The sequence below is a fragment of the Campylobacter sp. JMF_01 NE2 genome, from assembly GCF_027737365.1.
In the GTDB taxonomy this organism is placed as follows: domain Bacteria; phylum Campylobacterota; class Campylobacteria; order Campylobacterales; family Campylobacteraceae; genus Campylobacter_B.
This window is the reverse complement of sequence record NZ_JAOVTR010000001.1, coordinates 17,199-40,722: the sequence shown is the minus strand read 5'-3', so window position 1 is coordinate 40,722 and position 23,524 is coordinate 17,199. Positions and strand designations below refer to the sequence as shown.

The following is a 23,524-nucleotide window of genomic DNA, read 5'->3' as shown; positions in this document are numbered from 1 at the left end:
GGCGTAAAATTTGAAATTTAAAAATTAAATTTATAAAATACCCCTTTTGAAATTTAAAGGATAAAATTTGGCAAATAACGAAAATTTAGACGCGCTTTCACACTCACGCCCTAATATCGTCGATTCTAAGGGCGAACCGCTAGGCAAAGCTAGGGCAAAAAACGCAAAAACGAGCAAGATTTTTTTCATCGGTATAATTTTATTTCTGTTTTGTTGCGTGATTTATCTGTTTTCGCCGTTTTTGCTGGCGATTGCGATTGGGGTTTTGATTTCGATTTCGACATCTGGTCTGCATGTCAAAATCCTCTCATTTGTGCGTGGTAAAAAGGTTCTAGGCTCGCTTCTAACGACGCTGGTGCTGTGCGTGGTGCTGTTTGTGCCATTTATCTATGCTGGCACGCAGATTACGAAAAATATCGCGCATTTTGACATTTCTAGCCTAAATTTAATGGTCGAAAACGCCAAAAATATGGATATTCAGCTCCCAAAGGCACTAAATGGATTTGAGGCGCAAATCAAGGAATTTTTGGGCAACCTAGACATCGCAGCCACCGCCAAACAGGCGTTTTCATACTTTTCTGTGGCGGGCAAATCGAGCCTAAAATTTATCGCCGATATGGTGCTAATCATCATTTTTTGCTTTTTTTCATACCTTTATGGCGCCGATATTGCGGGCTTTATCAAAAAAATCGTCCCCGTCAAAGCCGAGCAGCTTGATTATATCTTCGCAGAGACCGCAAACACCATGAGCGTGGTGCTATACTCGACGATTTTTAACGCAGTTTTGCAAGGGCTTTTGTTTTCGGTGATTGTTGGAAGCTACGGATTTGACCCTGTGTTAATGGGCGTGATTTTTGGATTTTGCTCGCTAATCCCTGCAATCGGTGGCGCGCTCGTGTATGTGCCTACCGCGCTAATCGTCTTTATCGGGGGTTCGACGAGCGGTGCGCTTATCATTTTGATTTATTGTGTGGTGATGATTTCGACGATCGCTGATAGCTTTGTAAAGCCACTTGTGATTAAATTTATCAACTCGCGCCTTGTCAAAAATCCCGCCAAAATCAACGAAATTTTAATCTTTTTCTCAATGCTAGCTGGAATTTCGACCTTTGGGTTTTGGGGTGTGATACTAGGCCCTGCGATACTGACGCTGTTTTTAAGCGTGCTAAGCCTGTATGATTATCTCAAAAGCGCAGATTTTCAGTGAGTTTTCAAATTTATCGCTACAATCGCAATCGCGACGCCGTTATCGTGCGTAATCGAAAGCGACGAGGCTTTTATGCGGAATTTCTTTTTTAGTTTTTTTGTGAATTTAAAATTTGGCGCGCCAAATTTGTCTTTATAAATTTTGGCGTCTTTGAAGCTAAATTTCGCTCCAATACCCACACCAAGCGCCTTAGATAGAGCTTCTTTGGCGGCATACGCCCCAGCAATACTCTCATCGCGCACGAAAATTTCCCGCTCGCTCTTGCGCAAAATTTTGCACAAAAACTTCGCGCCGTATTTTTCGCGAAGTCTTACAATGCGGGAAATTTGGGTAATATCCGTGCCGATTTTTAGCATTTATAGAGTTTCTTTAATCTCGATATCGATGATTTTATCGCCTTGGCGGATACTATCAAGCACCGCTAATCCTGCATTATCCACGACCTTGCCAAATACAGTATGCACGCCGTCAAGGTGCGGTTGCGCGCTGTGGCAGACGAAAAACTGGCTTCCGCCTGTGTTGCGTCCAGCATGCGCCATGCTTAGTGAGCCACGCTCGTGGCGGTGTTTTTGACCTACGCACTCGCAGTTTATGCGCCAGCCAGGACCGCCTGTGCCAGTGCCGTAAGGGCAGCCGCCTTGGATTACGAAATTTGGGATAACGCGGTGAAAATTTAGCCCCTTATAAAAGCCTGAGTTTGCAAGTGTGGCGAAATTTGTCACAGCTTGTGGCGCCTCATCTGCGTATAATTCTAGCGTCATGTCGCCTTTGTCTGTGTGGATTATGGCGAATTTTAGCTTTGCTAGCGCGCTTTCGTCGATTTCATAGACTTTTAACTCTTCCATTTTTGCTCCTTATTCGATATTTGTATATATTGCTTGCACATCGTCGTCGTCTTCGAGGCGGTCTAGTAGCGCGTCGATATCGGCGATTTGCTCGTCGCTGAATTCGTGTTTGTCATTGGCGATGAATTTCAAATTTCCGCTAATTAGCTCCAAACCTAGCTTTTCGATACCCTCATTTAGAGTGCCGAAATTTTCGTATTCTCCGTAGATGATTAGCGTTTTTTCGCTCTCGCCTTTGTCGTTTTCGAACTCATTTACCTCGATTTCGCTTAGTCCGAAGTCGATTAGTTCGAGTTCTAGCTCCTCGATATCTGCGCCATCTGGGAATTTCGTCTCAAAAACTGCCTTGCGAGAAAACATAAATTTCAAACTTCCGCTTGGCAAAAACTCGCCCTTGCCTTTGTTGAAGGCTGATTTTATGTTTGCAACCGTGCGGGTAGGGTTGTCTGTGGCGCACTCGACGATGACAAGCGCGCCGTGTGGGGCTTTGCCGTCGTAAAATACGGTCTTAATCTCCGCGCTATCCTTACCGCTGGCGCGTTTAATCGCCGCGTCGATATTGTCCTTTGGCATGTTTTGCGCCTTTGCAGTCGCGATTGCAGCGCGAAGTTTGGCGTTCATTTCAGGATCTTCGCCACCTTCTTTGGCTGCCATTGTGATTGCCTTGCCAAGTTTTGGGAAAAGTTTGCTCATTTTCCCCCATCTAGCCTCTTTTGCCGCTCGTCTATACTCAAACGCTCGTCCCATAAATTATCCTTAAAATTTGGTATAAAAAGGCTGATTATAGCAAATTTGGCTTAAATTTAGGGGTAGTGGATTTAGGATTGACAAATGTTGTAAATTTTGATATATAATCGCAAAATAATTTTTTCAAGGAGCGAAAATGTCTTTTAAACAAACTATGAAATTTAGCGCACCAAAAATCATGTGCAATGGCTGCGCAAACACTATCAAAAACGCCCTAGCTGAGGAGTTTGGCGAGATTAGTGTCGATGTAGAAAACAAGGTCGTAAGCGTAAATTTAAGCGTAGATGAGGTGGAAAAATTCCTTAGCGAAATGGACGATTTGGGATTTAGCGCAACCAAAATTTAATCGCAAATGTCACAAAAATTTAACCTAAACATAGTCGGAATGACCTGCGTGAATTGCTCGAACGCAATCGAGCGAGTTACGCGCAAGATTGAGGGCGTAGAAAGCGTAAATGTGAGCTTCACGGCTGGGGTCGGCGAATTTGAAGTGGCAGATGAAGCCGTGCTAGATGCCGTAAAAGCAAAAATCACAAAACTAGGCTACGAAATCGCCACAAACTACGAAGAGCTGGAAGCCAAAAAGGCGCGAAATTTAAAAAATATGCTTTTTAAATTCGTTTTAGCCGTGATTTTAGCGTGTTTTATAATGCTAATTGAGATGAAATCAAATTTCAGCTTCGCCGTAAAAGCCCTGCTCTGTGCGATTTTGGGTGCAGTTGTGCTTGGCTTTTGTGGCAAAAATTTCTTTTACCACGCGCTAGGCTCACTTAAAAACAAAAACTACGATATGAATGTGCTAGTCTCTCTTGGCTCGTCTGCGGCGTATTTGTATTCGCTAGGAAGTGCGATTTTTGTCCATTTTAAAGGCGGAAACGAGTGGGCGAATTTGTATTTTAGCTCGTCAGCGATGATAATTGCTTTCATATTGCTTGGAAAATACCTTGAAGAGCGAAGCAAACTTAAAGCTAATGATTACATTAAAAAACTCATAGATTTAAGCCCAAAAAAGGCGGTTTTGATTAACCCGGACGGCACGACAAGCGAAATTTTAGCTAACGAACTAAAACCGGGCGATAAAGTTTTAGTCAAAAACGGCGCGCAAATCCCGGGCGATGGCATAGTCATAAGTGGCGAAGCTGAAATCGATACGAGCTTGATAACCGGCGAGAGTTTAGCCGTTTTTAAAAAAGTCGGCGACACGGTAAATGCTGGGTGCGTGAGTGTCGCAGGAATTTTGCAGGTCGAAATCACCAAATTTTCGCACCAAAGCGTTTTGGCTGAAATCAAAAATCTTCTAAGCGAGGCAGGAAGCAAAAAAATGCCGATTTCTCGCTTTGCCGATAAAATCGCAAATATCTTTGTGCCAAGCGTGATTTTTATCGCCGTTTGCGTGTTTGTGATTTGGCTAGTCGCAGGAAAAGCCCATATCGGCTTACTTTGCGCGATTTGCGTTTTGATTATCTCTTGTCCTTGTGCTTTGGGTTTGGCTACGCCCATTGCGATAGTTTGCGCTATTTCAAATGCCGCTAAAAACGGCGTTTTGGTGAAAAACCCAGAAGTTTTAGAAATCCTAAAAGATACGAAAATCGCCGTTTTTGACAAAACAGGCACACTAAGCAGGGGCGAAATTTCTGTAAATTTTACAAATTTAAGCGATGAAAATCTAGCACTAATCGCAAGCGCGCAAATGCTTAGCGAACACCCGATTTCAAAGGCGATTGTGAAATTTGCGAAAGAAAAAGGGCTTAAATTTGCTAAATTTGACGGAGAATTTGAGAGTTTGCTGGGTCGTGGTATAAAGGCGCAAAACGGCGAATTTACGCTACTAGCGGGAAATAAAGAGCTTTTAAATGAAAACGGCGTGGAATTTGAAACGCCAAAAAATGCAGATGAATTTTTAGCTAACGGCTTTGGCGTGATTTTTGTGGCTATAAATGCCGAATTCGTGGGCTTTGTGGCACTTAGCGACATTTTGCGAGATGAAGCCGTAGAGTGCATAAAAACGCTAAAAAATCAAGGCATAAAAACCATAATGCTAACAGGTGATAACGCCAAAACGGCGAATTTCATCGGCAAAAATTTAGGCATAGATGAGATCATAAGCGAAGTTTTGCCAAGCCAAAAATACGAATTTATCGCAAATTTAAAAAACGGCGAAAAAGTCCTTTTCATAGGGGACGGCATAAACGACGCTCCGTCACTCAAAACCGCAGACATAGGCGTCGCGATGAACTCAGGCAGCGACATCGCCAAAGGCGCAGGAGATATAATCTTTATCAAAAACGACTTGCGAAATTTGGCTTATTTGATAAATTTGTCGCAAAAAACCATGACGACGATAAAACAAAACCTTTTTTGGGCGTTTTTTTACAATCTCATCTGCATACCTGTGGCGGCTGGAATTTTATATCCTTTGTGGGGAATATTACTAAAACCGATGTTTGGCGCAGCTGCAATGTGTTTTAGCTCGGTAACCGTAGTGCTAAATTCAATCCGCCTAAAATTTGCGAAAATTTAAAATTTAAATTGTTTTGAATTTTGCTAACGCAAATTTCTTGCAATGAGTGCAAATTTAAAATTCCTGCGAATTTAACTATTTAATCAAATTTATTGTAAAATTGTCCGAAATTTTACCAAAAAGGGGCAAAATATGGACTTTTTACAAAACTACGAATCCAGCGTAAATGAGCGCGCGAAGCTAGGTATCCCGCCACTTGCACTTAGCACCGAGCAAACCAAGCAGCTATGCGAAATCCTAAAAACCAATCCAAGCGAAAAATTAATCGAAATTTTAAAAACACGCATTAACCCGGGCGTCGATGATGCTGCTAAAATCAAGGCCGAGTTTTTGGGCGAAATCATAAACGGTGAGTGCATCGTGGCTGGCATTAGCAAAGATGAGGCTTTTGCGATGTTAGAGCGCATGCTTGGCGGATACAGCGTGATCGAGCTAATCCGCGCCTTACAAAGCGCAGATGAAGCCACCGCAAAGGGCGCAGCAGTGGCTCTTGGCAGGACGATTTTCGTGCATGATTATTTCGCAGAGGTCGCAAGGCTGGCAAAAGAGGGCAACGCTCACGCAAAAGCTGTGCTTGAAGCGTGGGCGAATATGGAGTGGTTTAGGGCGAAAAAACCTCTGAGCGAGTGTATCAAAGGCGTGGTTTTCAAGGTTGCTGGCGAGACAAATACAGATGATTTAAGCCCTGCTAGCGAGGCTTTCACGCGTTCGGATATCCCGCTTCACGCTCTAAGCATGCTTAGCAAACGCCAAGCCGGTAGCCTAGAAACAATCGCCCAGCTTAAAAAAAGCGGTAGGCAGGTCGTGTATGTGGGCGATGTCGTGGGCACTGGAAGTAGTCGCAAAAGTGGTGTGAATTCCGTGCAATGGCATATCGGCGAGGAAATTTATGGTATCCCAAACAAAAAAACAGGCGGTGTAATCATAGGCTCGGTCATCGCGCCGATTTTTTTTAACACAGCCCAAGATAGCGGTGCTCTGCCAATCGAAGCGAGTGTGGAAAACTTCGAAATGGGCGATGAAATCGAGATTTATCCATACAAGGGCGAGATTGTTAAAAATGGCGAGGTCGTTTGCAAATTTAGCCTGAGCCCAAATACGATTTTCGATGAATACAAAGCCGGCGGGCGAATCCCGCTAATCATCGCAAGAGGGCTTTGCGCTAAGGCTAGAAAAGAGCTAGGCTTAGGCGATGATGAGATTTTTACTAGACCAGAGCAACCTAAATTTGACGAGAGCGCAGGTTACACTCTCGCGCAAAAAATCGTCGGCAAAGCCTGTGGCATGGCGGGCGTGAGAGCTGGTATGTATGTCGAGCCACTCACGCTAACTGTGGGTTCGCAAGACACCACAGGCCCTATGACGCGCGATGAGATTAAAGAGCTTGCTAGCCTTGGATTTGGCGCAGATTTCGTGTTGCAGAGCTTTTGCCACACAGCAGCCTATCCTAAGCCAAGCGATACTATCACGCACCGAACGCTTCCGCCTTTTATGAGTAGTCGTGGTGGCGTGGCACTGCGCCCAGGGGACGGAGTAATCCACTCGTGGCTAAATCGTATGGTGCTCCCTGATAGCGTAGGCACGGGTGGAGATAGCCACACGAGATTTCCAATCGGCATTAGCTTTCCAGCAGGTAGTGGGCTAGTGGCGTTTGCGGCAGTTACTGGAAGTATGCCACTAAATATGCCAGAATCCGTGCTTGTGAAATTTAAAGGCGAGTTACAAGAGGGAATTACTTTGCGCGATTTGGTAAATGCAATTCCTTACTATGCGATTAAAAAAGGCTTATTGAGCGTCGAGAAAAAGGGCAAAAAAAATATATTTGCAGGCAAAATTTTAGAGATTGAAGGGCTTGAAAATTTAAAGGCCGAGCAGGCTTTCGAGCTAAGCGACGCTAGCGCTGAGAGAAGTGCAGCAGCGTGCGCAATCGCGCTAAATACCGAGAGTGTGTGTGAATACATACGCTCAAATATCGCTCTAATCGACGCTATGATAAAAGCTGGTTATCAAAACAGCGACGCGCTAGCTAGAAGGGGCGAAAAAATGAAAAAATGGCTAGAAAATCCGACACTTTTAAAAGCCGATGAAAACGCAAAATACGCAGAAGTGATTGAAATCAATTTAAATGATATTAAAGAGCCGATTTTAGCCTGCCCTAACGACCCTGACGATGTCGCAACGCTAAGCGAAATTTTAGCCGATGAGACAAGAGCGAAAAATATCGATGAGGTTTTCATTGGAAGCTGTATGACAAATATCGGGCATTATCGCGCCGCAGCGCAGATTTTAAAGGGTAGCGCGCAAACACCAGCTCGCCTTTGGATAGCACCGCCTACGAAAATGGACGAAAAAAAACTCAAAGAAGAGGGCGTGTATAGTGTATTTGGCGCGGTAGGAGCGCGCACAGAGGTGCCTGGGTGCTCGCTGTGTATGGGAAATCAAGCACGCGTAAAAGATAATGCGGTCGTGGTCTCAACTTCGACTAGAAATTTCGATAATCGCATGGGTATGGGCGCTAAGGTATATTTAGCCAGTGCCGAACTAGCTGCTGTTTGCGCGATACTAGGCAGAATTCCTAGCGCGAGAGAATACAAAGAGATAGTGCGCGAGAAATTAAGTGGCAAAAATAGCGAAATTTATCGTTATTTAAATTTTAACGAGGAAGAAAATTTCGCGCTCTAAGCCACGAATTAGCGCGTTTTGCGCTAATAAGTTTAAATAAGCAAAATTTCGCTAAAATGGCGGGTTAAATTTGACAAGGTTGGTTATGCAAAGAATTTTGATTTTATGGATATTTGGCGCAATCTGTGCTTTTGGGGCTACCTGCGCCGATATCGAGGCAGATCCGAAAGCCTATTTTGCCACTACGCCAAGCCCTAGCGAACTTTTGCTGAGCGATTATGATTGCAAGGGCTCGCTTGTAAAGGCTCCATTTTTGCGAAATTTGCAAAATTTAGCTAGGACGATTAGGAGCGAGAGTATCGAGTGCGTGGGAAACGAAGCTAGCATAAATGAGAAAAAATTCGAACGCATCTTAGCGCAGGCTGGCATGGATAGCGAGGGATTTTTGCGCGAGGCTAAGCAGAAAAATTTAGGTGCAGCGTATGCAAATGCGCTAGAAATTTTAGAATTTTACTCTGAGCAAAAATTTATAAATTTCATAAATTTCAAAAATTTTATCTCTGAGATAAATTTGGCAAAAACAGCATTACAAAGCCATTTTAACGCAAATTTATCCCCAAACGAGGCTAGTGAGATTGCGGATTTGGTGCTGAGCGAATTTGCCCTATATGCGGCTAAAAATCGCAGTATCGACGCGTATAATAAGCTCGAATTAGCCCTTAAAAACAGGGTAAATATAGATGAGTTTAATGTGCTTTTAAGCAGCGATACTTACAGCACAAACGACCTTAGCGGTGCGCTAAATTTGGCACTTTTGCTAGGATATGATACGAAATTTATCGACGCACTTATTATGCGTGGGGCAAAGATTAACGACGGGGACGATAGCGCGTTATTTTACGCTATGTCAAATTTACAAAATGCTAAATTTCTAATCTCCAAAGGCGCGCAAGTATCGCACAAAAATCAACTTGGCCAAACCCCGATTTTCTACGCTGTGGCTAGCAAAAACTACGAAATGGTAAATTTCATGGTCTATAACCACGCAAGTGTCAATGTCCGCCAAATCGGCTCTACCGAAAAAGGCGCGCTAGCTTCGCTTGGCGGGTATTCGGACGCGTGTGCGTTTAATGATTTAGGTGCTAGTTTGCTAATGTATTCGGCACTACATGGAAACAAAGAAATCACCGAGCTTTTGGTCAAATCCGGCGCAGATGAAAAAAGAGTAGATGAATCTGGGCTAAACGCGCTTGATTACGCTATTTTTGGTGGCGATGAAAAGATCCAAGAATACCTCAAATCTATCGGACTTAAACCTAGTGTAAGCGCGAATAATGGGGATTTCATGGGAAGCATGGCAGAGGAAAATTTTGAAGATATAGCGAACTAATCTAATACAAAAGGGAAATTTATGTTTAGGATTTTATTTATTTTTTTGCTTCCGTTTTTTGTCTTTGGCGCGGAGCTTAGCCCAGCTGAAAAAAATGCAAGCATTTATGGCGCATTGACGCTGATTCCGCCACTTGTGGCGATTGCTCTTGCATTTATCACCAAAGATGTCATTTTATCGCTGTTTTTGGGCGTGTTAAGCGGGACATTTCTCATCGGTATGAACGATAATGGCGTGCTCTCTGGCTTTGTCGCAGCTTTTACTGATTTGTGTGCGCGTGTGGTAGCTTCCATGGCTGATGCGTGGAATGCGGGAATTTTGCTTCAAGTTATGTGTATCGGAGGCTTAATCGCGCTAGTTACCAAAAGTGGCGGCACCAAAGCCATTGCAATGTGGCTTGGCGAGCGTGCAAAAACTGGCGTTAGGGCGCAAATTTACACTTGGTTTATGGGAATTATCATTTTCTTTGATGATTACGCAAACGCCCTTATTTTGGGGCCTATAATGCGTCCATTAATGGATAGATTTAAAATTTCGCGTGCGAAATTTGCCTTTATCATCGACGCGACAGCTGCGCCGATAACTGGAATTGCGCTGATTTCGACTTGGGTCGGGGTTGAGATTTCGGCGATTAAGGAAGCGTATGCGCAAATCGGCGTCGAGGATATCAACGCATTTACGATTTTTGTGGAGACAATCCCGTATAGATTTTATAATATTTATATGCTTTTCTTTGTCGTGGCAAGTGCTGTTATGATGAGAGAATTTGGCCCTATGTATCGCGCCGAAATGGCGTCTCGTGCTGGCAAAAATGGCGGACGGGACTTTAAAATTGCAAATTTAGAAGATCAAGCATTTAGCCCAAAAGAGGGTATCGAACCACGCAAAATTAATGCTTTAATTCCGCTTGGAGCGATGATTGTGCTAAGCGTGATTGGGTTTTATGCAAACGGACTTGGCGCGCTTGGCGAAGAGGAATTAAAGGCTGTGCAAGCAGATCCATTTTCCTTCGTTTCTATCAGAACGGCATTTAGCGGGGCTGACGCTTCTGTGGTGCTGTTTCAAGCGGCTATGTTTTCGTCAATAATAGGCATAGTTTTGGGGCTGTGGCAAAAAATTTATGGTATCAAAGAGGGAATTGAAATTTGGATTGGGGGCTGGAAAACCATGCTCACAACCGTTTTAATCCTGCTTTTTGCGTGGTCACTAAGCTCTACGATAAAAGAGCTTGGCACCTCGAAATACCTTGTCGATTTGCTAGGCGAGAGCACTCCTATGGCGCTACTTGCGCTTGTAATTTTTGTGTTAAGCTCGATTATTTCATTTTCGACCGGCACTAGCTTTGGCACTATGGGTATCGTAACCCCACTCGCTGTGCCGCTAGCTGCCTCTGTGGGGGCAAAATACGGCCTTAGTGGCGATGAATTTCATGCTTTTATGTGTTTAAATATCAGTTCGGTTTTTACAGGGGCGATTTTTGGCGATCACTGCTCGCCGATTTCAGATACCACAATCCTCTCCTCAATGGGCGCAGGTTGCGATCATATCGAGCATGTCAGCACGCAGCTACCTTACGCTATCGTCGTGGGTATCATCAGCACACTTTGCGGGTTTTTGCCAGCTAGCCTTGGGGTAAATGTCTGGGTCTGCCTACTCTTTGGGCTTGGCGTAACCGTGCTTGCGATACGAATTTTAGGTAAAAAGGTAAGCGGTGAAGTGCGATAAATTTGGCATTTGTGGAAGTTGCGTTTATGATTTGCCTTACGAGGCGCAGTTAAATTTAAAAAAAGAGCGCATAAGTGCGGAGTTTGCGCCGTTTTATACTGGCGAAATCGAGGTTTTTGCCTCCAAAGAAAGTGCATTTCGCTCGCGGGCTGAATTTGGGATTTTTCACGAGGGCGAGAAGCTTCATTTTAGCATGCGAGGCAGGGATAAAGAGCGTGTTTTCGTGCAAAACTGCCCTATCGTAGATGAAAAAATCCAAAGCTTTATGGATAGAGTTTTGCCGATTTTGCGGGGCGATGAGGTTTTGAAATTTAGGCTGTTTGGGGCCGAGTTTATCGCTACGAAAAATGATTTTTTATGCGTGCTTTTATATCACCGAAATATCGTAGAAATAGAGCCGAATTTGGCAAATTTAGCCAGAAATTTAGAGCTAAATTTAATCGCTAGATCGCGCGGGAAAAAGCTCGTTTTTGGCAGGGAAAATTTAGAAGATGAATTTGAAATAAAGGGGCAAGTTTATCGCTACACTTTCGAAGCTACGGCGTTTTCGCAGCCAAACAGAGGCGTTAATGAAAAGATGATTTCGTGGGTGTTAGGCGCAGTGGGCGATGAGAAAACGCCTAAAAAAGATTTGCTTGAAATGTATTGCGGACATGGGAATTTCACAATCCCGCTTAGTGCTAAATTTCGCCAAATTTTGGCAAACGAGATTAGCAAAAACAGCATAAAAAACGCACTTTTAAACGCGCAAAAAAACGGCGTCAAAAACATAAAATTCGTGCGCCTAAGCGCAGATGAGCTAATGAGCGCATTTGGGGGCGAGCGCGAATTTACCCGTTTAGAGGGGGTAGATTTGCAAGGCTATGAAATTTCGCATATTTTGGTAGATCCACCGCGCGCAGGGCTTGAAACAAGCGTGCTAAATTTCATCAAAGATTACAAAAACATAATCTACATTTCGTGCAATCCGCAAAGTTTAAAGCAAAATTTAAGCTATCTTTGCAAAACGCACAAGGTGAAGAAATTTGCGATTTTCGATCAGTTCGCGCACACTAATCATGTCGAGTGTGGCGTGATTTTAAGGGCGTTAGCGTGATAAGTGAAATTTTAAGAAATGCCAAAAATATCGCTATCGTGGGGCTTAGCCCAAATCAGAGCAAGCCAAGCAACCGCGTGGGGCAGTATTTAGCCGCGCAAAATTTTAAAATTTTTCCAATTTATCCTAAATTTGATGAAATTTTAGGCAGGAAGGTTTATAGAAATTTAAAAGAAATAAATGATAAAATCGACATTGTCGTTATGTTTCGAAAAGGCGAGTTCGCAAATGCGCTTTTTAGCGATGTTTTGGCGTGTAAAGCCAAAACGCTTTGGTTGCAAGTTGGCATTTTTAACGACAGCGTGGCTTTTCTCGCGCAAAAAAATGGAGTAAATTTTATCCAAAACAAGTGCATAATGATAGAGCATAAAAATTTGAAAGGCTAAAAATGGTAGATTTAAATAAAATAGTTCAAGCAAAGCGCACAATAGCGGCTTTTGTGCATAAGACACCCTTTGCTTTCGCGCCAAAGCTAAGCGAAATTTACGGGGCGCAAATTTATCTAAAAAATGAGAATTTACAACGCACAGGCGCGTATAAAATTCGTGGCGCATACAACAAAATCGCTCATCTTAGCGAAGATGAAAAGAGCCGTGGCGTAATCGCAGCGAGTGCGGGCAACCACGCGCAAGGCGTGGCGATGAGTGCGCAAAAATTTGGTGTGCGCGCCGTAATCGTCATGCCAGAGGCAACTCCGCTTTTAAAGGTCAGTGGCACCAAGGCTTTGGGGGCTGAGATTATCCTAAAAGGCGATAATTTCGACGAGGCTTACGCTTATGCGCTCGAATACGCCAAGGAAAACAACCTTACCTTTGTCCATCCTTTCGATGATGAGCTAGTCCAAGCAGGACAGGGCACAATCGCGCTTGAAATGCTAGAAGATGTCGCGGATTTAGACTATATCATAGCGCCTGTGGGCGGTGGCGGACTAATCAGTGGCGTCGCAAGCTGTGCTAAACAAATCAATCCTGATATAAAAATCATCGCTGTTGGCGCAAAGGGCGCGCCTGCTATGCACGATAGCTTCGTAGCCAAAAAGGCGATAAACTCTCAGAGCGTGCGCACTATCGCCGATGGTATCGCGGTGCGTGATACTAGCGAGATCACGCTAAAACATATTTTAGAAAGCGTCGATGAGTTTGTCCAAGTCGATGATGAGGAGGTCGCAAGCGCGATTTTGTATCTGCTAGAAAATCAAAAAATCATCGTTGAAGGTGCTGGTGCTGTGGGTGTGGCAGCTCTCATCAATCATAAATTTAGCTTCAAAGAGGGCGCTAAAATCGGCATTATTTTAAGTGGCGGAAATATCGATGTGCAGATGCTAAACATCATCATCGAAAAAGGTCTTATCAAATCTCACCGCAAAATGACGATAAATGTCACTCTCGTGGATAAACCGGGCTCGCTAACCAAGCTTACAAATGTTTTGCGTGATGCGAACGCAAACATCGTCAAAATCGACTATGATCGCTTCTCGACCGAGATTGAATATGGCGATGCGCAAATTACAATCACGCTAGAAACCAAGGGCAAGGCGCACCAAGAGGAGATTGCGTGGGCGTTAAAAAGCGCAGGATATGATTTCAAAGAGCTGTTTTAGGCGAAATTTGAAAGGATAAAATTTGGAAAATTTGGCTTTTATCTTAAATTTTTTAATTTTTGTGATTTTGGTTTATATGTTTTTGCGTATGAAAAAATCTGGCGCAAATGCCCCTAAAACGGAGATTAGCACGGATATTACGCGCCTAAAAAGCATAGGCGAGTTAAGCGTGTTTAAAATTTATTCCAAAGAGATTGTTACGCGTAAAGAAAATGTCGCTGACGGCTTCCTTGGCTCGCTAGTTTCGCCACTGATGACGAAAAAACAGATTGCGATTATTTTCGAGTTTGAGATAGATTTCGTCTATGATCTGCTAAGCCCTGAATTTAGCATAATTCCGCGTGGCGAGGACAAATACGAGATCAAAATGCCACCTTGCAAATACAAATATTCGATTAAAGATATGAAAATTTACGACGAGCAAAATTCCAAACTTTTGCCGTTTTTGCTGCCTGATTCGCTAAATGGTATTTTTGGATCTAGCTTTGATGAGAGCGATAAAAACCGCCTAATCGATGACGCGAAAAACGAGGTTAAGGCTTTGTCGCTTAAAATCATAAACGATTTAGGGGGCAAAATCCACAAATCCGCAACCGACACACTCGAAACCATAGCAAAAAGTTTTGGCGCCAAAGAAATCGGCTTTGTCTTCCAAGATAAGGCATTAGAGACAATCGATATCAATCCAAGCGATATTTCTATCGCAAGCTCGCTAAAATCGCAAATCGAAGAGAAATAAGGGCGAGCGTTGCAGGCTTATGAGGCGCTGTTTGGGCTGTATTTTTCGTATTATACGAGCTTTAAGCGCAAAATTTACGCTAAATTCGAGCGATTTATCACTCCGATTCGCCTAAGCAGGGAGAAAAAACGGCTCAAAGCCAAGGGCTATTTTGTGCCAGATGAGCTTTGGGCGGGCTTTTTTAGCGAATTTAGCTTTTGCAAATGCTTTATCATAAAAAAAATCCTTTTTCCGAATTTTTACGCTATCAAAAACAGCTCCAAATGGCAGATACAAAACGCACAAATCGCCTTTAAAATCGGGGTTTTTGCATACGATGAGATAGCGTGGATTTTCATACCACAAAGCTACGATAAAACGAAAAAAAATGATTTGGAAATGGTGCTAGATTTGCTAGCAAAATTTCCGCAAATTCGCTACGAAAAGCTAGAAGAGGGCATTAAAATTTTCGGATATGAATTTTAGGCTAAAATTTGGCCTCAGTTAGCTTAGCATGGATATCGCCGAAAAACAAAACATCTTTTAAAATCACATTTTCTGCGATTTCTTGGCGATTTAGCGAGAGGTAGAGTTCGCCCTTTTTGCTAGAAAAAATCTTTTGATTTATAAAAACGATAAACGGATTCGAGCTCGTTTGCAAGGCGTTTTGGATAGCTTTGGCGTGTTTGCCACGCGGGATTTGCACATCTATGCGCCCAGTTTCGTTTTTGGCTCCGGCTGCGGTTAGGAAAAACATATCGCCTTTGTGCGGAATTTTGCCGAAATTAAAAAACACGCTTAGCAGGTCGTTTGTCGCAAAATACGGCAAAATTTTGTCGCTACTAGGATGCAAATCGCCGTTTTCGCCCTTAAATTTCTGCTCTCTAATGCGTTTGTTGTTGTAATCAAATGTGAAAATTTGGCGCGTGTTTATGGTCTTTTTGCCCTTTTTGCGCTCGACTTCGTGGCGGTAAATTTTGGGTTTTAAAATCTCGCCCACGACACTTCCTTTGGAGTAAAATTTCTCCCTTCTATCCCCGCTTAGCGAGCCAGCGATCCCATAAGCCCTCGCATTTAGCGTGATTTCGTAGGTTTTGGCGGTTTTGACTAATTTAGCATCGGCATGCCCCACGACGCCAAAAACGCCGTAAGAAATATCGTAGTGCGCCTCGATAGTTTCGCCAAATACTGCGCCGAAAAAGAAAAAAAGAAATGCTAAAACTCTCATAAGCTAGCCAAAATTTGATTTACGATTTGTTCTGGATTTTGTGCTTGATAAATCGGGCGACCAACCACGATAAAATCGGCGTTTGCGCTTTTAGCGTCGTTTAAATTTGCCACGCGCGCTTGATCGTTTGCGCTCTCGCCAAAAGGTCGCACACCCGGGCAAAGCGTGATAAATTCGTCGCTTGTGGCATTTTTAATCGCGCTTGATTCAAAAACAGAGCAGACCATGCCATCTAGCCCACACTCATGCGCAAAATGCGAAAATTTCACCACGCTTGGCGCAATTTCATCATTATAAATTTCGCCAAATTCGCTCTCGTTAAAGCTTGTCAATGCCGATACGCCAAGCACGAGCGGGCGGGTATTTAGCGCACCTAAGCGGTTCATAACCTCGCTCATAGCGCGCTTTCCAGCGCTTGCGTGCAGGTTTATCATATCTACGCCAAGACCTGCTACGACCTGCGCGGCGTCAGCCATGGTGTTTGGGATATCGTAAAATTTAAGATCTAAGAAAATTTTAAAATTTGCAATTTTTTTGAGTTCTTCAATAAATTTTGCCCCGTCTCGCAGATACGAGCGCAGGCCGACTTTGAGCCAAATTTGATCTCCAAATTGCGCTAAATTCGCACTCAAAGCTAAATTTTGCTCTTTGCTAGCCATATCTAAGGCTACGCAAAGCTTCATTTTACGACCTTAATAGCGTCTAAAACGCCGTTTATTAGCTTCGAGGACGCGCCAAGCTCCTTGGCTGCGGTTACGGCTTCGTTTATGATGATACCAGCGTCTGTATCACTGAAACGCAACTCATACGCGCCAAGTCGCAAAATAGCGCGCTCAACCGCCGAAATTTCGTGTAGTTTAAATTCCTTCAAATACTCGTTTAAAAGCGCGTCAATTGTCTCCGTATTATCGCGCACGCTGTGAAGCAGGCTCAGCGTCCAGTTTCTTTGCTCGTTTCTAATCTTTTTTTCTTCTAAATACTCGTTTTCAAACTCAGGCTTTTCTTCGTTCATATCTTTTGCGTAAAGTAGCGAAATCACCGCCAATCGCGCTTGGTGTCTTGTCGCCATGATTACGCCTTTATTTCGCGAAATAAGCTTAGCATTTCAATTACGCCAGTCATCGCTTCGAAGCCCTTGTTGCCGGCTTTTGAGCCTGCGCGCTCAATCGCTTGCTCGATAGTATCTGTGGTAAGCACGCCAAAGGTAACTGGCGCGCCGTGGCGAAGCATGGTGTTTGCGATACCCTTGCTGACCTCTGCGCTGACATAGTCAAAATGCGGTGTGCTGCCTCTGATGACTGCGCCTACGCAGACGACGGCGTCGTATTTTTTCGATAAAAGTGCCTTTTCTAGGGCGAGCGGGATTTCAAACGCGCCAGGGACTAGCATTAGGCTTAAATTTTCCTCTTTGCCGCCATGTCGCAAAAATGCGTCGTGAGCGCCTTCTACTAGGCGATCTGTGATGATGTGATTAAATCTAGCGTTGATGATTAGGATTTTTTCATCGCCGTTTAGGGTCAATTTTCCTTCGATTATGTTCATTTTAGATCCTTTAAATTTCAAAATTCCCTAAGTTTAGCCAAATTAGGCAAAATTTTTAATAAATTTATAAATTTCAATTAAAGGATAAAATTTATCTTTTGTTTAAGAGAGTTTTTGTATCATAGGGGATAATTTTTTTAAAGGAGAGAATATGTTTAAACTTAGAAATTTACCTTTCGAGGCAGAGAAAAACGCCGTAGTAAGCGCAAAAACCTGTGAGTATCACCACGGCAAACACCACGCAACTTATGTGGCAAATTTAAATAAAATGACCGAAAGTGGCGAGTTTGCGGGCAAGGGGCTTTATGATATCGTAATGAACGCTACTGGTGGGGTTTTTAACAACGCGGCGCAGGTGTATAACCACGACTTTTATTGGGATTGTATCGCAAAAGTTAGCGAGCCAAGCGAGGCACTAAAATCGGCATTGGCTGAAAATTTCGCTGATTTTAAAGCTGAGTTTATCGCGGCAGCGACGGCTCACTTTGGCTCTGGCTGGGTGTGGCTAGTGTGCGATCCATCTACTAAAAAGCTTTCGATTGTCGCTACGAAAAACGCCGACACACCTGCGCGCGACGGGCTTGTGCCGCTTCTAGTAGTCGATGTGTGGGAGCACGCATACTATATCGATGTTTGCAATGCGCGCCCAGCGTATTTGGAGAAATTTTATGCTGGAATCAACTGGGAGTTTGTATCAAGTGCCTACGAGTGGGCTCTGAAAGAGGGTATGGGCTCGGTGAAATTCTACATAGATGAGCTTCACGGCAACGACTGATTTTGATTTCGCTTCTTATTTTGCGCGTGGATTTACTGCGCGCAAAGCCTTAAAATTTCCATTATTTTTGCTGGGTTTTTTATGCCATTTTCGTCTTCGACTTTACTATTTATGTCAAGGCAAAAAGCCCCTGTTTGCAGAGCTTCGGCTAAATTTTGCGCGCCGATACCGCCTGCTAGGATAAATGGAATTTGCAGATTTTTTAGCATTTTCCACTCGAAACTCTCGCCGTTTCCGCCCATTTTTTCGCCTTTGTAGTCAAATAAAATTTTATCGCAATTTAAATTTTTTAGTTCGCCTAGATTTGGCACCTCATCTTTTATTCGCACGACCTGCCACGCTTCGACACCCAAATTTGCTAGATTTTGCTTTAAATTTAGCGAAATTTCTTTATAAATTTGCGCTACGCTTAAATTTGCAAATTTGCAAATTTCTAAAATTTCATCATCGCTCGTATCGGTAAAAACGCCGACGCTTTTGCGACCAAATTCACGCACTAAATTTGAAATTTCTTTTGCTATTTCGGGCGTTACTTTTCGCTTACTCTTAGCAAAAATTAAACCCAAAAAATCCACTCTAACGCCACTAAATTCGCACTCCAAAACGCTTTTTGCTTCGGCTAAATTTTTAATCCCGCAAATTTTGATTTTTGGTTTTATGGCGCCCATTTTATGCCTAGAAAATGTAATATCTAAGTGAAGTTTCGGCTATTTCTTTCATAATTTCAAACATTTCATCGACACTCCACTCTTCTTTTCTAAAATACATACTCACAGGCGAAAATTTATTGTGTTCGCTGTTGCCATCAAGTTTGAAAATATAAGTTTTATTTAGATAATAAAATTCGTTTAATGTGCTGAGTTTTGAGAAAACATTTTTTGTCGTTATATCTTCTTGATTAAAATCATCACCGTGTCCGAAACAAACAAATGGTGTAATGTCTTCGTGGTTCATCATAGCCTTTATGCCGATTAAATTTTTCCCAAGCCTTTCTATTGCATTACCACGAGCTTGTTTTGCTAAACCCTCTGCTTCTCTTTTGTCGTTAGTTCCTTGTCGCTTAACTTCGGCTGCTAAAAGCAGTTTTTGGTAATTATCGTCATCTTCTTTTCTGAGAATTAAAAATCCGCCGTCTGGGGCTATTGTATTTTCCTCCCAGTTTGTATCAAATTGCTTTCTAATACCACTATTTCTTATATTATCCATCATTATTTTTAGTGATAAATGTTTTCCGAATTCAAAATAAAATCCATTGAAATTTTGTATATTTTTAAAACGATTTTCTAAATATTCAATAGTTTTATTCATGGCTATTGCTATATTTCTATCATCGAATTTGGAATTTGTATTTTTTACTTTATGTTGATTTTTATTTTTTCTTAAATCATCGCTACTTGCCATTTTTTATCCTTTTTTCACAATATATAGATATTCTGTTACATACAAATCTCTTGAATTTAAATTTCTGCTAGCTCTGTAAGTTGGATATTTGATTTCTACTTTTTTGACTTTACCTATTTTATCAAGATTTATAAGAAATTCTTTTTCGCTGATGAAGCCCTCTGAATTAAACGAAATTATTAAGTATTTTGCTCTAAAATCGTTTAAAAGTCTGAAAAATTCTTCCGAAGCTTTTGCTTTTTTATTGTAATTTGAGCGATTCCAATCATTTGGAATACCACTTACTTCACTGATTAGTTCTTTGTTTGGTGATTTAAAATCGCATATTAAATTTAACATAAAATAATTAGAGCCATAAGGGTGTTGATTATACGGTGGGTCAAAATAAGCAATATCGACACTTGGCGCAATTTTTGAAAATTCATAAGCGTCTTGTTGGAATACTTTAAAATCGCTTGTGAAATTTGAAAAAACCGGAAATGGCAAACTTATCTCGCCCAAAATTCGACTTAGTGCATTTTCACCACTGCCACCGAATTTTCCAATCCCGTTTTTGTCCTTGTAAAAGCCCTTAAAAACGCCACCCGTGTTTGAGTGGATACTGGCTTCGCTTAAAAGTGGGGCTATAAAATATTTTTGAAATTCGGTTGGAATTTTTGAAATTTCATCTCTAATACCACCCAAAATCAAAGCATTATCTCTTGAATAAAAAACTCTTTCGCCTTTTTTAATTTTTTTGTCATCTTTTGGAGCATAAAGTTCGCTAATAAAACTTTCTTTTGGTTTATAATTTTTTAGAATTTTATTATGTATTTTTTTTAAATTTTCTTTGAATTCATCTGTTGCATTTTCTAAATAGCACGAATTTATAACAAAAGAGTAATTTTCCAAATCATTTGCCAAAATTAAATGTGAGTGTTTTTTCGCAAATCTTGCCACCACGCCACTGCCACTGAAAACATCTGCAAAAGCGATTTTTTCTTTTTTTAAATTATTTTTAATATCGCATACAACGCTATCTATGGAGCTTAAAAGCGAACGCTTGTTACCCAAATAACTAATTAATTGTTCGCTTAAATACGCTTTGTTTTCTTCTTCCATCAAATCTCCGAAATTTTTATTAGAATTTTGAATTTTATTAAAATTTTGCTTTAAATTTGTGAAATTTCAAAATTTTGGCGAAATTTTAAATTCGCCAAAATTTTTTGTTTTTACGAGAAATTTTTAATGTAGCTTTGATAAAATCCCCACACTTTGCCGCTATCAAGGGCGTTTTCGATTATCTCTTTGGCTTGCGTTGGGCTTTTGGCAAAGTCAGCCGCATACAAAGCAAACATCGCATTTAGCACGACTATATCGCGTTTAGGTCCTTTTAACTCGCCCTTAATCGTGCTTTTAAAAATTTCAGCATTAAATTTGCTATCCCCGCCCTCGATGTCTGTGTGAAAGGCGCGGTTAAAGCCAAATTGCTCAGGCGTGATTTTATACTCGATGATTTTCTCGCCCCGCACTTCATGCACGAGCGTCTCGTCGCACAGCGTGATCTCGTCCATGCCGTCCATGCCATGCACGACTAGGGCGTGCTTTCGACCTAGTTTTTGCAAGGTTTGCGCTATAAGCTCATTTACTTCTTCGTGGTAGTTGCCTACGACTTGGTTCGAAAGGGTCAAATTTGGATTTAAAAGCGGTCCAAGGATATTAAAGAAAGTGCCGATTTTAAGGCGAGTTCTAGCTTCTTTTACTTCGGCTGTAACCTTGTGAAAAAACGGCGCATGGAAAAATGCCAAATTCGTTTTATCCATAAGCGCTCTAAGTTCGCCAAGATCGCTATTTAACGGCACTCCTAAGGCTTCAAAGATATTACTCGATCCACTTTTGCTTGATACTGCGCTGTTGCCGTGTTTGCCGATCCTGACGCCAAGAGAAGCGAGTATAAACGCGCAGGTCGTGGAGATATTTATCGTTTTTAGCGCGTCTCCGCCGGTGCCTACGATGTCTAGCATAGGCTTATCGTCACTGTAAGTTTTGGAGTATTTCAAAACGCTTCGCACAAGCGCACTTAGGCTATCTGGGTAGAGCGATTTTTCGCTAATTAGCACGAGCAAACCAGCCAGTTGGACAATGTCATAGTCTTTTGCCATAACGGCACTAAAAATCTCTTCATAATCGCCGCCTTCGAGCGGGAAGCCCTTTTGTAGCTTTATCATAAACGGGGCGAAATTGCTCACTTTTTTCTCCTTGATTTGGGGTTTGTTTAAATTTACAAAATTTTCAATGATTTTTTTGCCATACTGCGTGAAATAGCTCTCAGGGTGAAACTGAATGCCGTAAATTTCGCGTTCTTTGTGCTTCATCGCCATTATGACGCCATCTTCACTCACAGCTGAAATCTCCAAATTTTCCGGCAATTCATCGACATAAAGCGAGTGATAGCGCATAACTTCAAATTTGCTAGGCAAGCCTGCCAAAACGGCATTTTCGCCCACTACGCTAATTTCGCTAGTTTTGCCGTGTTTTGGCACTTCTAGCGTTTTGATTTTCGCACCAAAGCTTAATCCTATGGCTTGGTGTCCCAAACACACGCCTAAAATGGGAATTCCCAAATTTGCCTTTAAAATTTCTAGGCAAATTCCGCTATCTTTTGGGTGTTTTGGACCCGGGCTTAAAATAATCTTGCTTGGCGATAAAAATTTAATCGCTTCGAGTGTGATTTCATCATTTCGTTTGCAAATTATCTCTTCGTCAGTAGTTTCAAGCACATATTGATATATGTTAAATACGAAACTATCGTAGTTATCAATCATTAAAATCATTGCATTTCCTTGCATGTTTTTTCAAAAATTTTTAGGCAAGATTTGCGTTTGTTGCAGATTTCGGCGTATTCGTTTTCAAACACACTATCAAAAACCTGCCCGTATCCTGCTCCCACGAAAACATCGCTAAATTCGGGGTTTGCCCTGTCGCGCACGAAAATCGCAGAACGGATTAAAATCGCCATTTGCAAATCGCCGTTAAAATGCCAAAAGCCAATCCCGCCGCCGTAAATCCCCCTAGCGTGGCTTTCAAGCTCATTTATGATTTGCATAGCGCGAATTTTTGGGCTTCCGCTAAGTGTGCCAGCAGGAAAAACCACACCCAAAACATCAAAATTATCTTTGCTTTCATCTTTTATGCCACGCACATCGCTGACGATATGCATAACGCTTTCAAAAAACTGCACATGGGCTAAATTTCGCACTTTCACGCTTCCTTTTTTGGCAAATTTGCCAATGTCGTTTCGCGCCAAATCAACTAGCATTTTGTGTTCGCTCATCTCTTTTTCATCGCTTAAAAGGTCGTTTTTTAGGGCTTCATCTTCGTTTGCGTCCTTGCCGCGTGGTCTAGTTCCTGCTATGGGAGCGACAAAAATTTCGTTATTTCTGATTTGAAGCACGAGCTCAGGGGAGCTTCCAGCCACCACGCCGTAAGGTGTCGGGAAAAAATACATATAATGGCTTGGATTTTGGCGTTTTAAAATTTCATAAAACTCCAAAGGGTCTAAATTTGAGTAAATTTGCAGTGTTTGAGACGGCACGACCTGAAAAATATCGCCGCTTTTGATATACTCTTTTGCTTTTTTAAAAATACGCTCGGCGTCCTTTTTTTCGGCGTTTAAATCGGTTTTGATTTTATAAAATTTCTCGCCCCCAAATTTCGGCGCGGTATCCCCAAAATCTGAATTTTCCAAATTTTCAAAATATTTTCCCTCGCCATAAAAGCTGTAAATTTTGCTTTGTTTGTCGTAGTGCAGATACGCCCTTGCGTTTGCGTAAAAATATGTCGGAAAGTCGTAAAGGCGGGGTTTAATGTCGCCAAGTCGTTCAAATTTATAAACTGCTTCGTAGCTTAGCACTCCAAAAAGCCCTGCAAATTCGCAAATTTGCGTGGTATTTTGCAAAGCAAATTTTAGTTTATCAAGGTCATCGCCTTGTAAATATTCGCAGTCAATGCCGACGATGATCTGCCCGCCGTCTTCGGCGAGATAGGAATTTGGAAACCTAGATAAAATATTTTTGAAATAAAAAATCGGATTTTTTAAAAACATAAAACCTCTTTGTATTTTTTTGT

At 42.1% G+C, this 23,524-nt stretch carries 24 protein-coding genes; 12 read left to right on the top strand and 12 right to left on the bottom strand.

The window, feature by feature from the left end; genetic code table 11:
- Positions 1 to 67 precede the first annotated feature (67 nt).
- Positions 68 to 1,207, top strand: coding sequence for an AI-2E family transporter (locus OFO01_RS00215; protein ID WP_270858170.1), 1,140 nt, complete (start codon positions 68 to 70; stop codon positions 1,205 to 1,207).
- Here the strand turns inward: OFO01_RS00215 and acpS are convergent.
- From acpS to OFO01_RS00200, 3 genes are read right to left on the bottom strand one after another with little or no spacing between them, the layout of a single operon-like run.
- On the bottom strand, positions 1,201 to 1,563 hold the full coding sequence (acpS, locus tag OFO01_RS00210) for a holo-ACP synthase (protein ID WP_270858169.1): 363 nt from the start codon (positions 1,561 to 1,563) through the stop codon (positions 1,201 to 1,203). The genes OFO01_RS00215 and acpS overlap by 7 nt on opposite strands.
- On the bottom strand, positions 1,564 to 2,052 hold the full coding sequence (locus tag OFO01_RS00205; protein ID WP_270858168.1) for a peptidylprolyl isomerase: 489 nt from the start codon (positions 2,050 to 2,052) through the stop codon (positions 1,564 to 1,566).
- 9 nt (positions 2,053 to 2,061) lie between these two features.
- Positions 2,062 to 2,799: a YebC/PmpR family DNA-binding transcriptional regulator gene (locus tag OFO01_RS00200; RefSeq protein WP_270858167.1), complete on the bottom strand. Its 738-nt coding sequence runs from the start codon at positions 2,797 to 2,799 to the stop codon at positions 2,062 to 2,064.
- A gap of 136 nt (positions 2,800 to 2,935) precedes the next feature.
- Here OFO01_RS00200 and OFO01_RS00195 point away from each other — a divergent pair, with 136 nt between their 5' ends.
- The 10 genes from OFO01_RS00195 to OFO01_RS00150 all read left to right on the top strand — a co-directional run bounded on the left by OFO01_RS00195 (position 2,936) and on the right by OFO01_RS00150 (position 14,957).
- Entirely contained in the window at positions 2,936 to 3,145 is a 210-nt protein-coding gene (locus tag OFO01_RS00195) for a heavy-metal-associated domain-containing protein (RefSeq protein WP_442867897.1), read from the top strand.
- A gap of 6 nt (positions 3,146 to 3,151) precedes the next feature.
- Positions 3,152 to 5,320, top strand: a complete 2,169-nt coding sequence (locus tag OFO01_RS00190; protein WP_270858166.1) for a heavy metal translocating P-type ATPase — start codon at positions 3,152 to 3,154, stop codon at positions 5,318 to 5,320.
- Between the two features lie 132 nt (positions 5,321 to 5,452).
- Complete coding sequence (locus tag OFO01_RS00185; RefSeq protein ID WP_270858165.1) at positions 5,453 to 8,002, top strand: bifunctional aconitate hydratase 2/2-methylisocitrate dehydratase; 2,550 nt, start codon at positions 5,453 to 5,455, stop codon at positions 8,000 to 8,002.
- A gap of 85 nt (positions 8,003 to 8,087) precedes the next feature.
- The gene (locus OFO01_RS00180) at positions 8,088 to 9,332 is read left to right on the top strand and encodes an ankyrin repeat domain-containing protein (RefSeq protein WP_270858164.1); all 1,245 of its coding nucleotides are present in this window, start codon (positions 8,088 to 8,090) and stop codon (positions 9,330 to 9,332) included.
- A 21-nt stretch (positions 9,333 to 9,353) separates the two neighbouring features.
- Entirely contained in the window at positions 9,354 to 11,057 is a 1,704-nt protein-coding gene (locus OFO01_RS00175; RefSeq protein WP_270858163.1) for a Na+/H+ antiporter NhaC family protein, read from the top strand.
- Positions 11,044 to 12,153 (top strand): tRNA (uridine(54)-C5)-methyltransferase TrmA, encoded by a 1,110-nt coding sequence (gene trmA / locus OFO01_RS00170; protein WP_270858162.1) that lies wholly within the window; start codon positions 11,044 to 11,046, stop codon positions 12,151 to 12,153. The genes OFO01_RS00175 and trmA overlap by 14 nt, the downstream gene beginning before the upstream one ends.
- The gene (locus tag OFO01_RS00165) at positions 12,150 to 12,539 is read left to right on the top strand and encodes a CoA-binding protein (RefSeq protein WP_270858161.1); all 390 of its coding nucleotides are present in this window, start codon (positions 12,150 to 12,152) and stop codon (positions 12,537 to 12,539) included. The genes trmA and OFO01_RS00165 overlap by 4 nt, the downstream gene beginning before the upstream one ends.
- A gap of 2 nt (positions 12,540 to 12,541) precedes the next feature.
- On the top strand, positions 12,542 to 13,753 hold the full coding sequence (ilvA, locus tag OFO01_RS00160; protein ID WP_270858160.1) for a threonine ammonia-lyase: 1,212 nt from the start codon (positions 12,542 to 12,544) through the stop codon (positions 13,751 to 13,753).
- 22 nt (positions 13,754 to 13,775) lie between these two features.
- A complete protein-coding gene (locus OFO01_RS00155; RefSeq protein WP_270858159.1) occupies positions 13,776 to 14,492 on the top strand; it encodes a DUF4230 domain-containing protein in 717 nt (238 codons plus the stop codon).
- Between the two features lie 9 nt (positions 14,493 to 14,501).
- Positions 14,502 to 14,957, top strand: a complete 456-nt coding sequence (locus OFO01_RS00150) for a hypothetical protein (protein WP_270858158.1) — start codon at positions 14,502 to 14,504, stop codon at positions 14,955 to 14,957.
- A gap of 1 nt (position 14,958) precedes the next feature.
- On the opposite strand, the gene OFO01_RS00145 is transcribed toward OFO01_RS00150, so the two are convergent.
- From OFO01_RS00145 to ribH, 4 genes are read right to left on the bottom strand one after another with little or no spacing between them, the layout of a single operon-like run.
- Complete coding sequence (locus tag OFO01_RS00145) at positions 14,959 to 15,699, bottom strand: DUF3108 domain-containing protein (RefSeq protein ID WP_270858157.1); 741 nt, start codon at positions 15,697 to 15,699, stop codon at positions 14,959 to 14,961.
- Complete coding sequence (gene pyrF, locus OFO01_RS00140) at positions 15,696 to 16,382, bottom strand: orotidine-5'-phosphate decarboxylase (protein ID WP_270858156.1); 687 nt, start codon at positions 16,380 to 16,382, stop codon at positions 15,696 to 15,698. Before pyrF ends, OFO01_RS00145 begins: the two co-directional genes overlap by 4 nt.
- Positions 16,379 to 16,768 carry a transcription antitermination factor NusB gene (gene nusB, locus OFO01_RS00135; RefSeq protein ID WP_270858155.1) on the bottom strand — a complete coding sequence of 130 codons (390 nt, stop codon included), beginning with the start codon at positions 16,766 to 16,768 and terminating at the stop codon, positions 16,379 to 16,381. The genes pyrF and nusB overlap by 4 nt, the downstream gene beginning before the upstream one ends.
- 2 nt (positions 16,769 to 16,770) lie before the next feature.
- Positions 16,771 to 17,241, bottom strand: coding sequence for a 6,7-dimethyl-8-ribityllumazine synthase (ribH, locus tag OFO01_RS00130; RefSeq protein WP_270858154.1), 471 nt, complete (start codon positions 17,239 to 17,241; stop codon positions 16,771 to 16,773).
- Between the two features lie 151 nt (positions 17,242 to 17,392).
- On the opposite strand from ribH, the gene sodB reads away from it, so the two are divergent.
- Positions 17,393 to 18,016, top strand: coding sequence for a superoxide dismutase [Fe] (gene sodB, locus OFO01_RS00125; RefSeq protein WP_270858153.1), 624 nt, complete (start codon positions 17,393 to 17,395; stop codon positions 18,014 to 18,016).
- Positions 18,017 to 18,048: 32 nt separating this feature from the next.
- On the opposite strand, the gene OFO01_RS00120 is transcribed toward sodB, so the two are convergent.
- From OFO01_RS00120 to OFO01_RS00100, 5 genes are all read right to left on the bottom strand, one after another.
- Positions 18,049 to 18,684, bottom strand: a complete 636-nt coding sequence (locus OFO01_RS00120; protein ID WP_270858152.1) for a phosphoribosylanthranilate isomerase — start codon at positions 18,682 to 18,684, stop codon at positions 18,049 to 18,051.
- A 7-nt stretch (positions 18,685 to 18,691) separates the two neighbouring features.
- Positions 18,692 to 19,417, bottom strand: coding sequence for an EcoRI family type II restriction endonuclease (locus tag OFO01_RS00115; RefSeq protein ID WP_270858151.1), 726 nt, complete (start codon positions 19,415 to 19,417; stop codon positions 18,692 to 18,694).
- Between the two features lie 3 nt (positions 19,418 to 19,420).
- Entirely contained in the window at positions 19,421 to 20,518 is a 1,098-nt protein-coding gene (locus tag OFO01_RS00110; RefSeq protein ID WP_270858150.1) for a DNA adenine methylase, read from the bottom strand.
- A gap of 110 nt (positions 20,519 to 20,628) precedes the next feature.
- A complete protein-coding gene (gene trpD, locus OFO01_RS00105) occupies positions 20,629 to 22,230 on the bottom strand; it encodes an anthranilate phosphoribosyltransferase (RefSeq protein ID WP_270858149.1) in 1,602 nt (533 codons plus the stop codon).
- Positions 22,227 to 23,501, bottom strand: a complete 1,275-nt coding sequence (locus OFO01_RS00100; protein WP_270858148.1) for an anthranilate synthase component I family protein — start codon at positions 23,499 to 23,501, stop codon at positions 22,227 to 22,229. The genes trpD and OFO01_RS00100 overlap by 4 nt, the downstream gene beginning before the upstream one ends.
- Positions 23,502 to 23,524 lie beyond the last annotated feature (23 nt).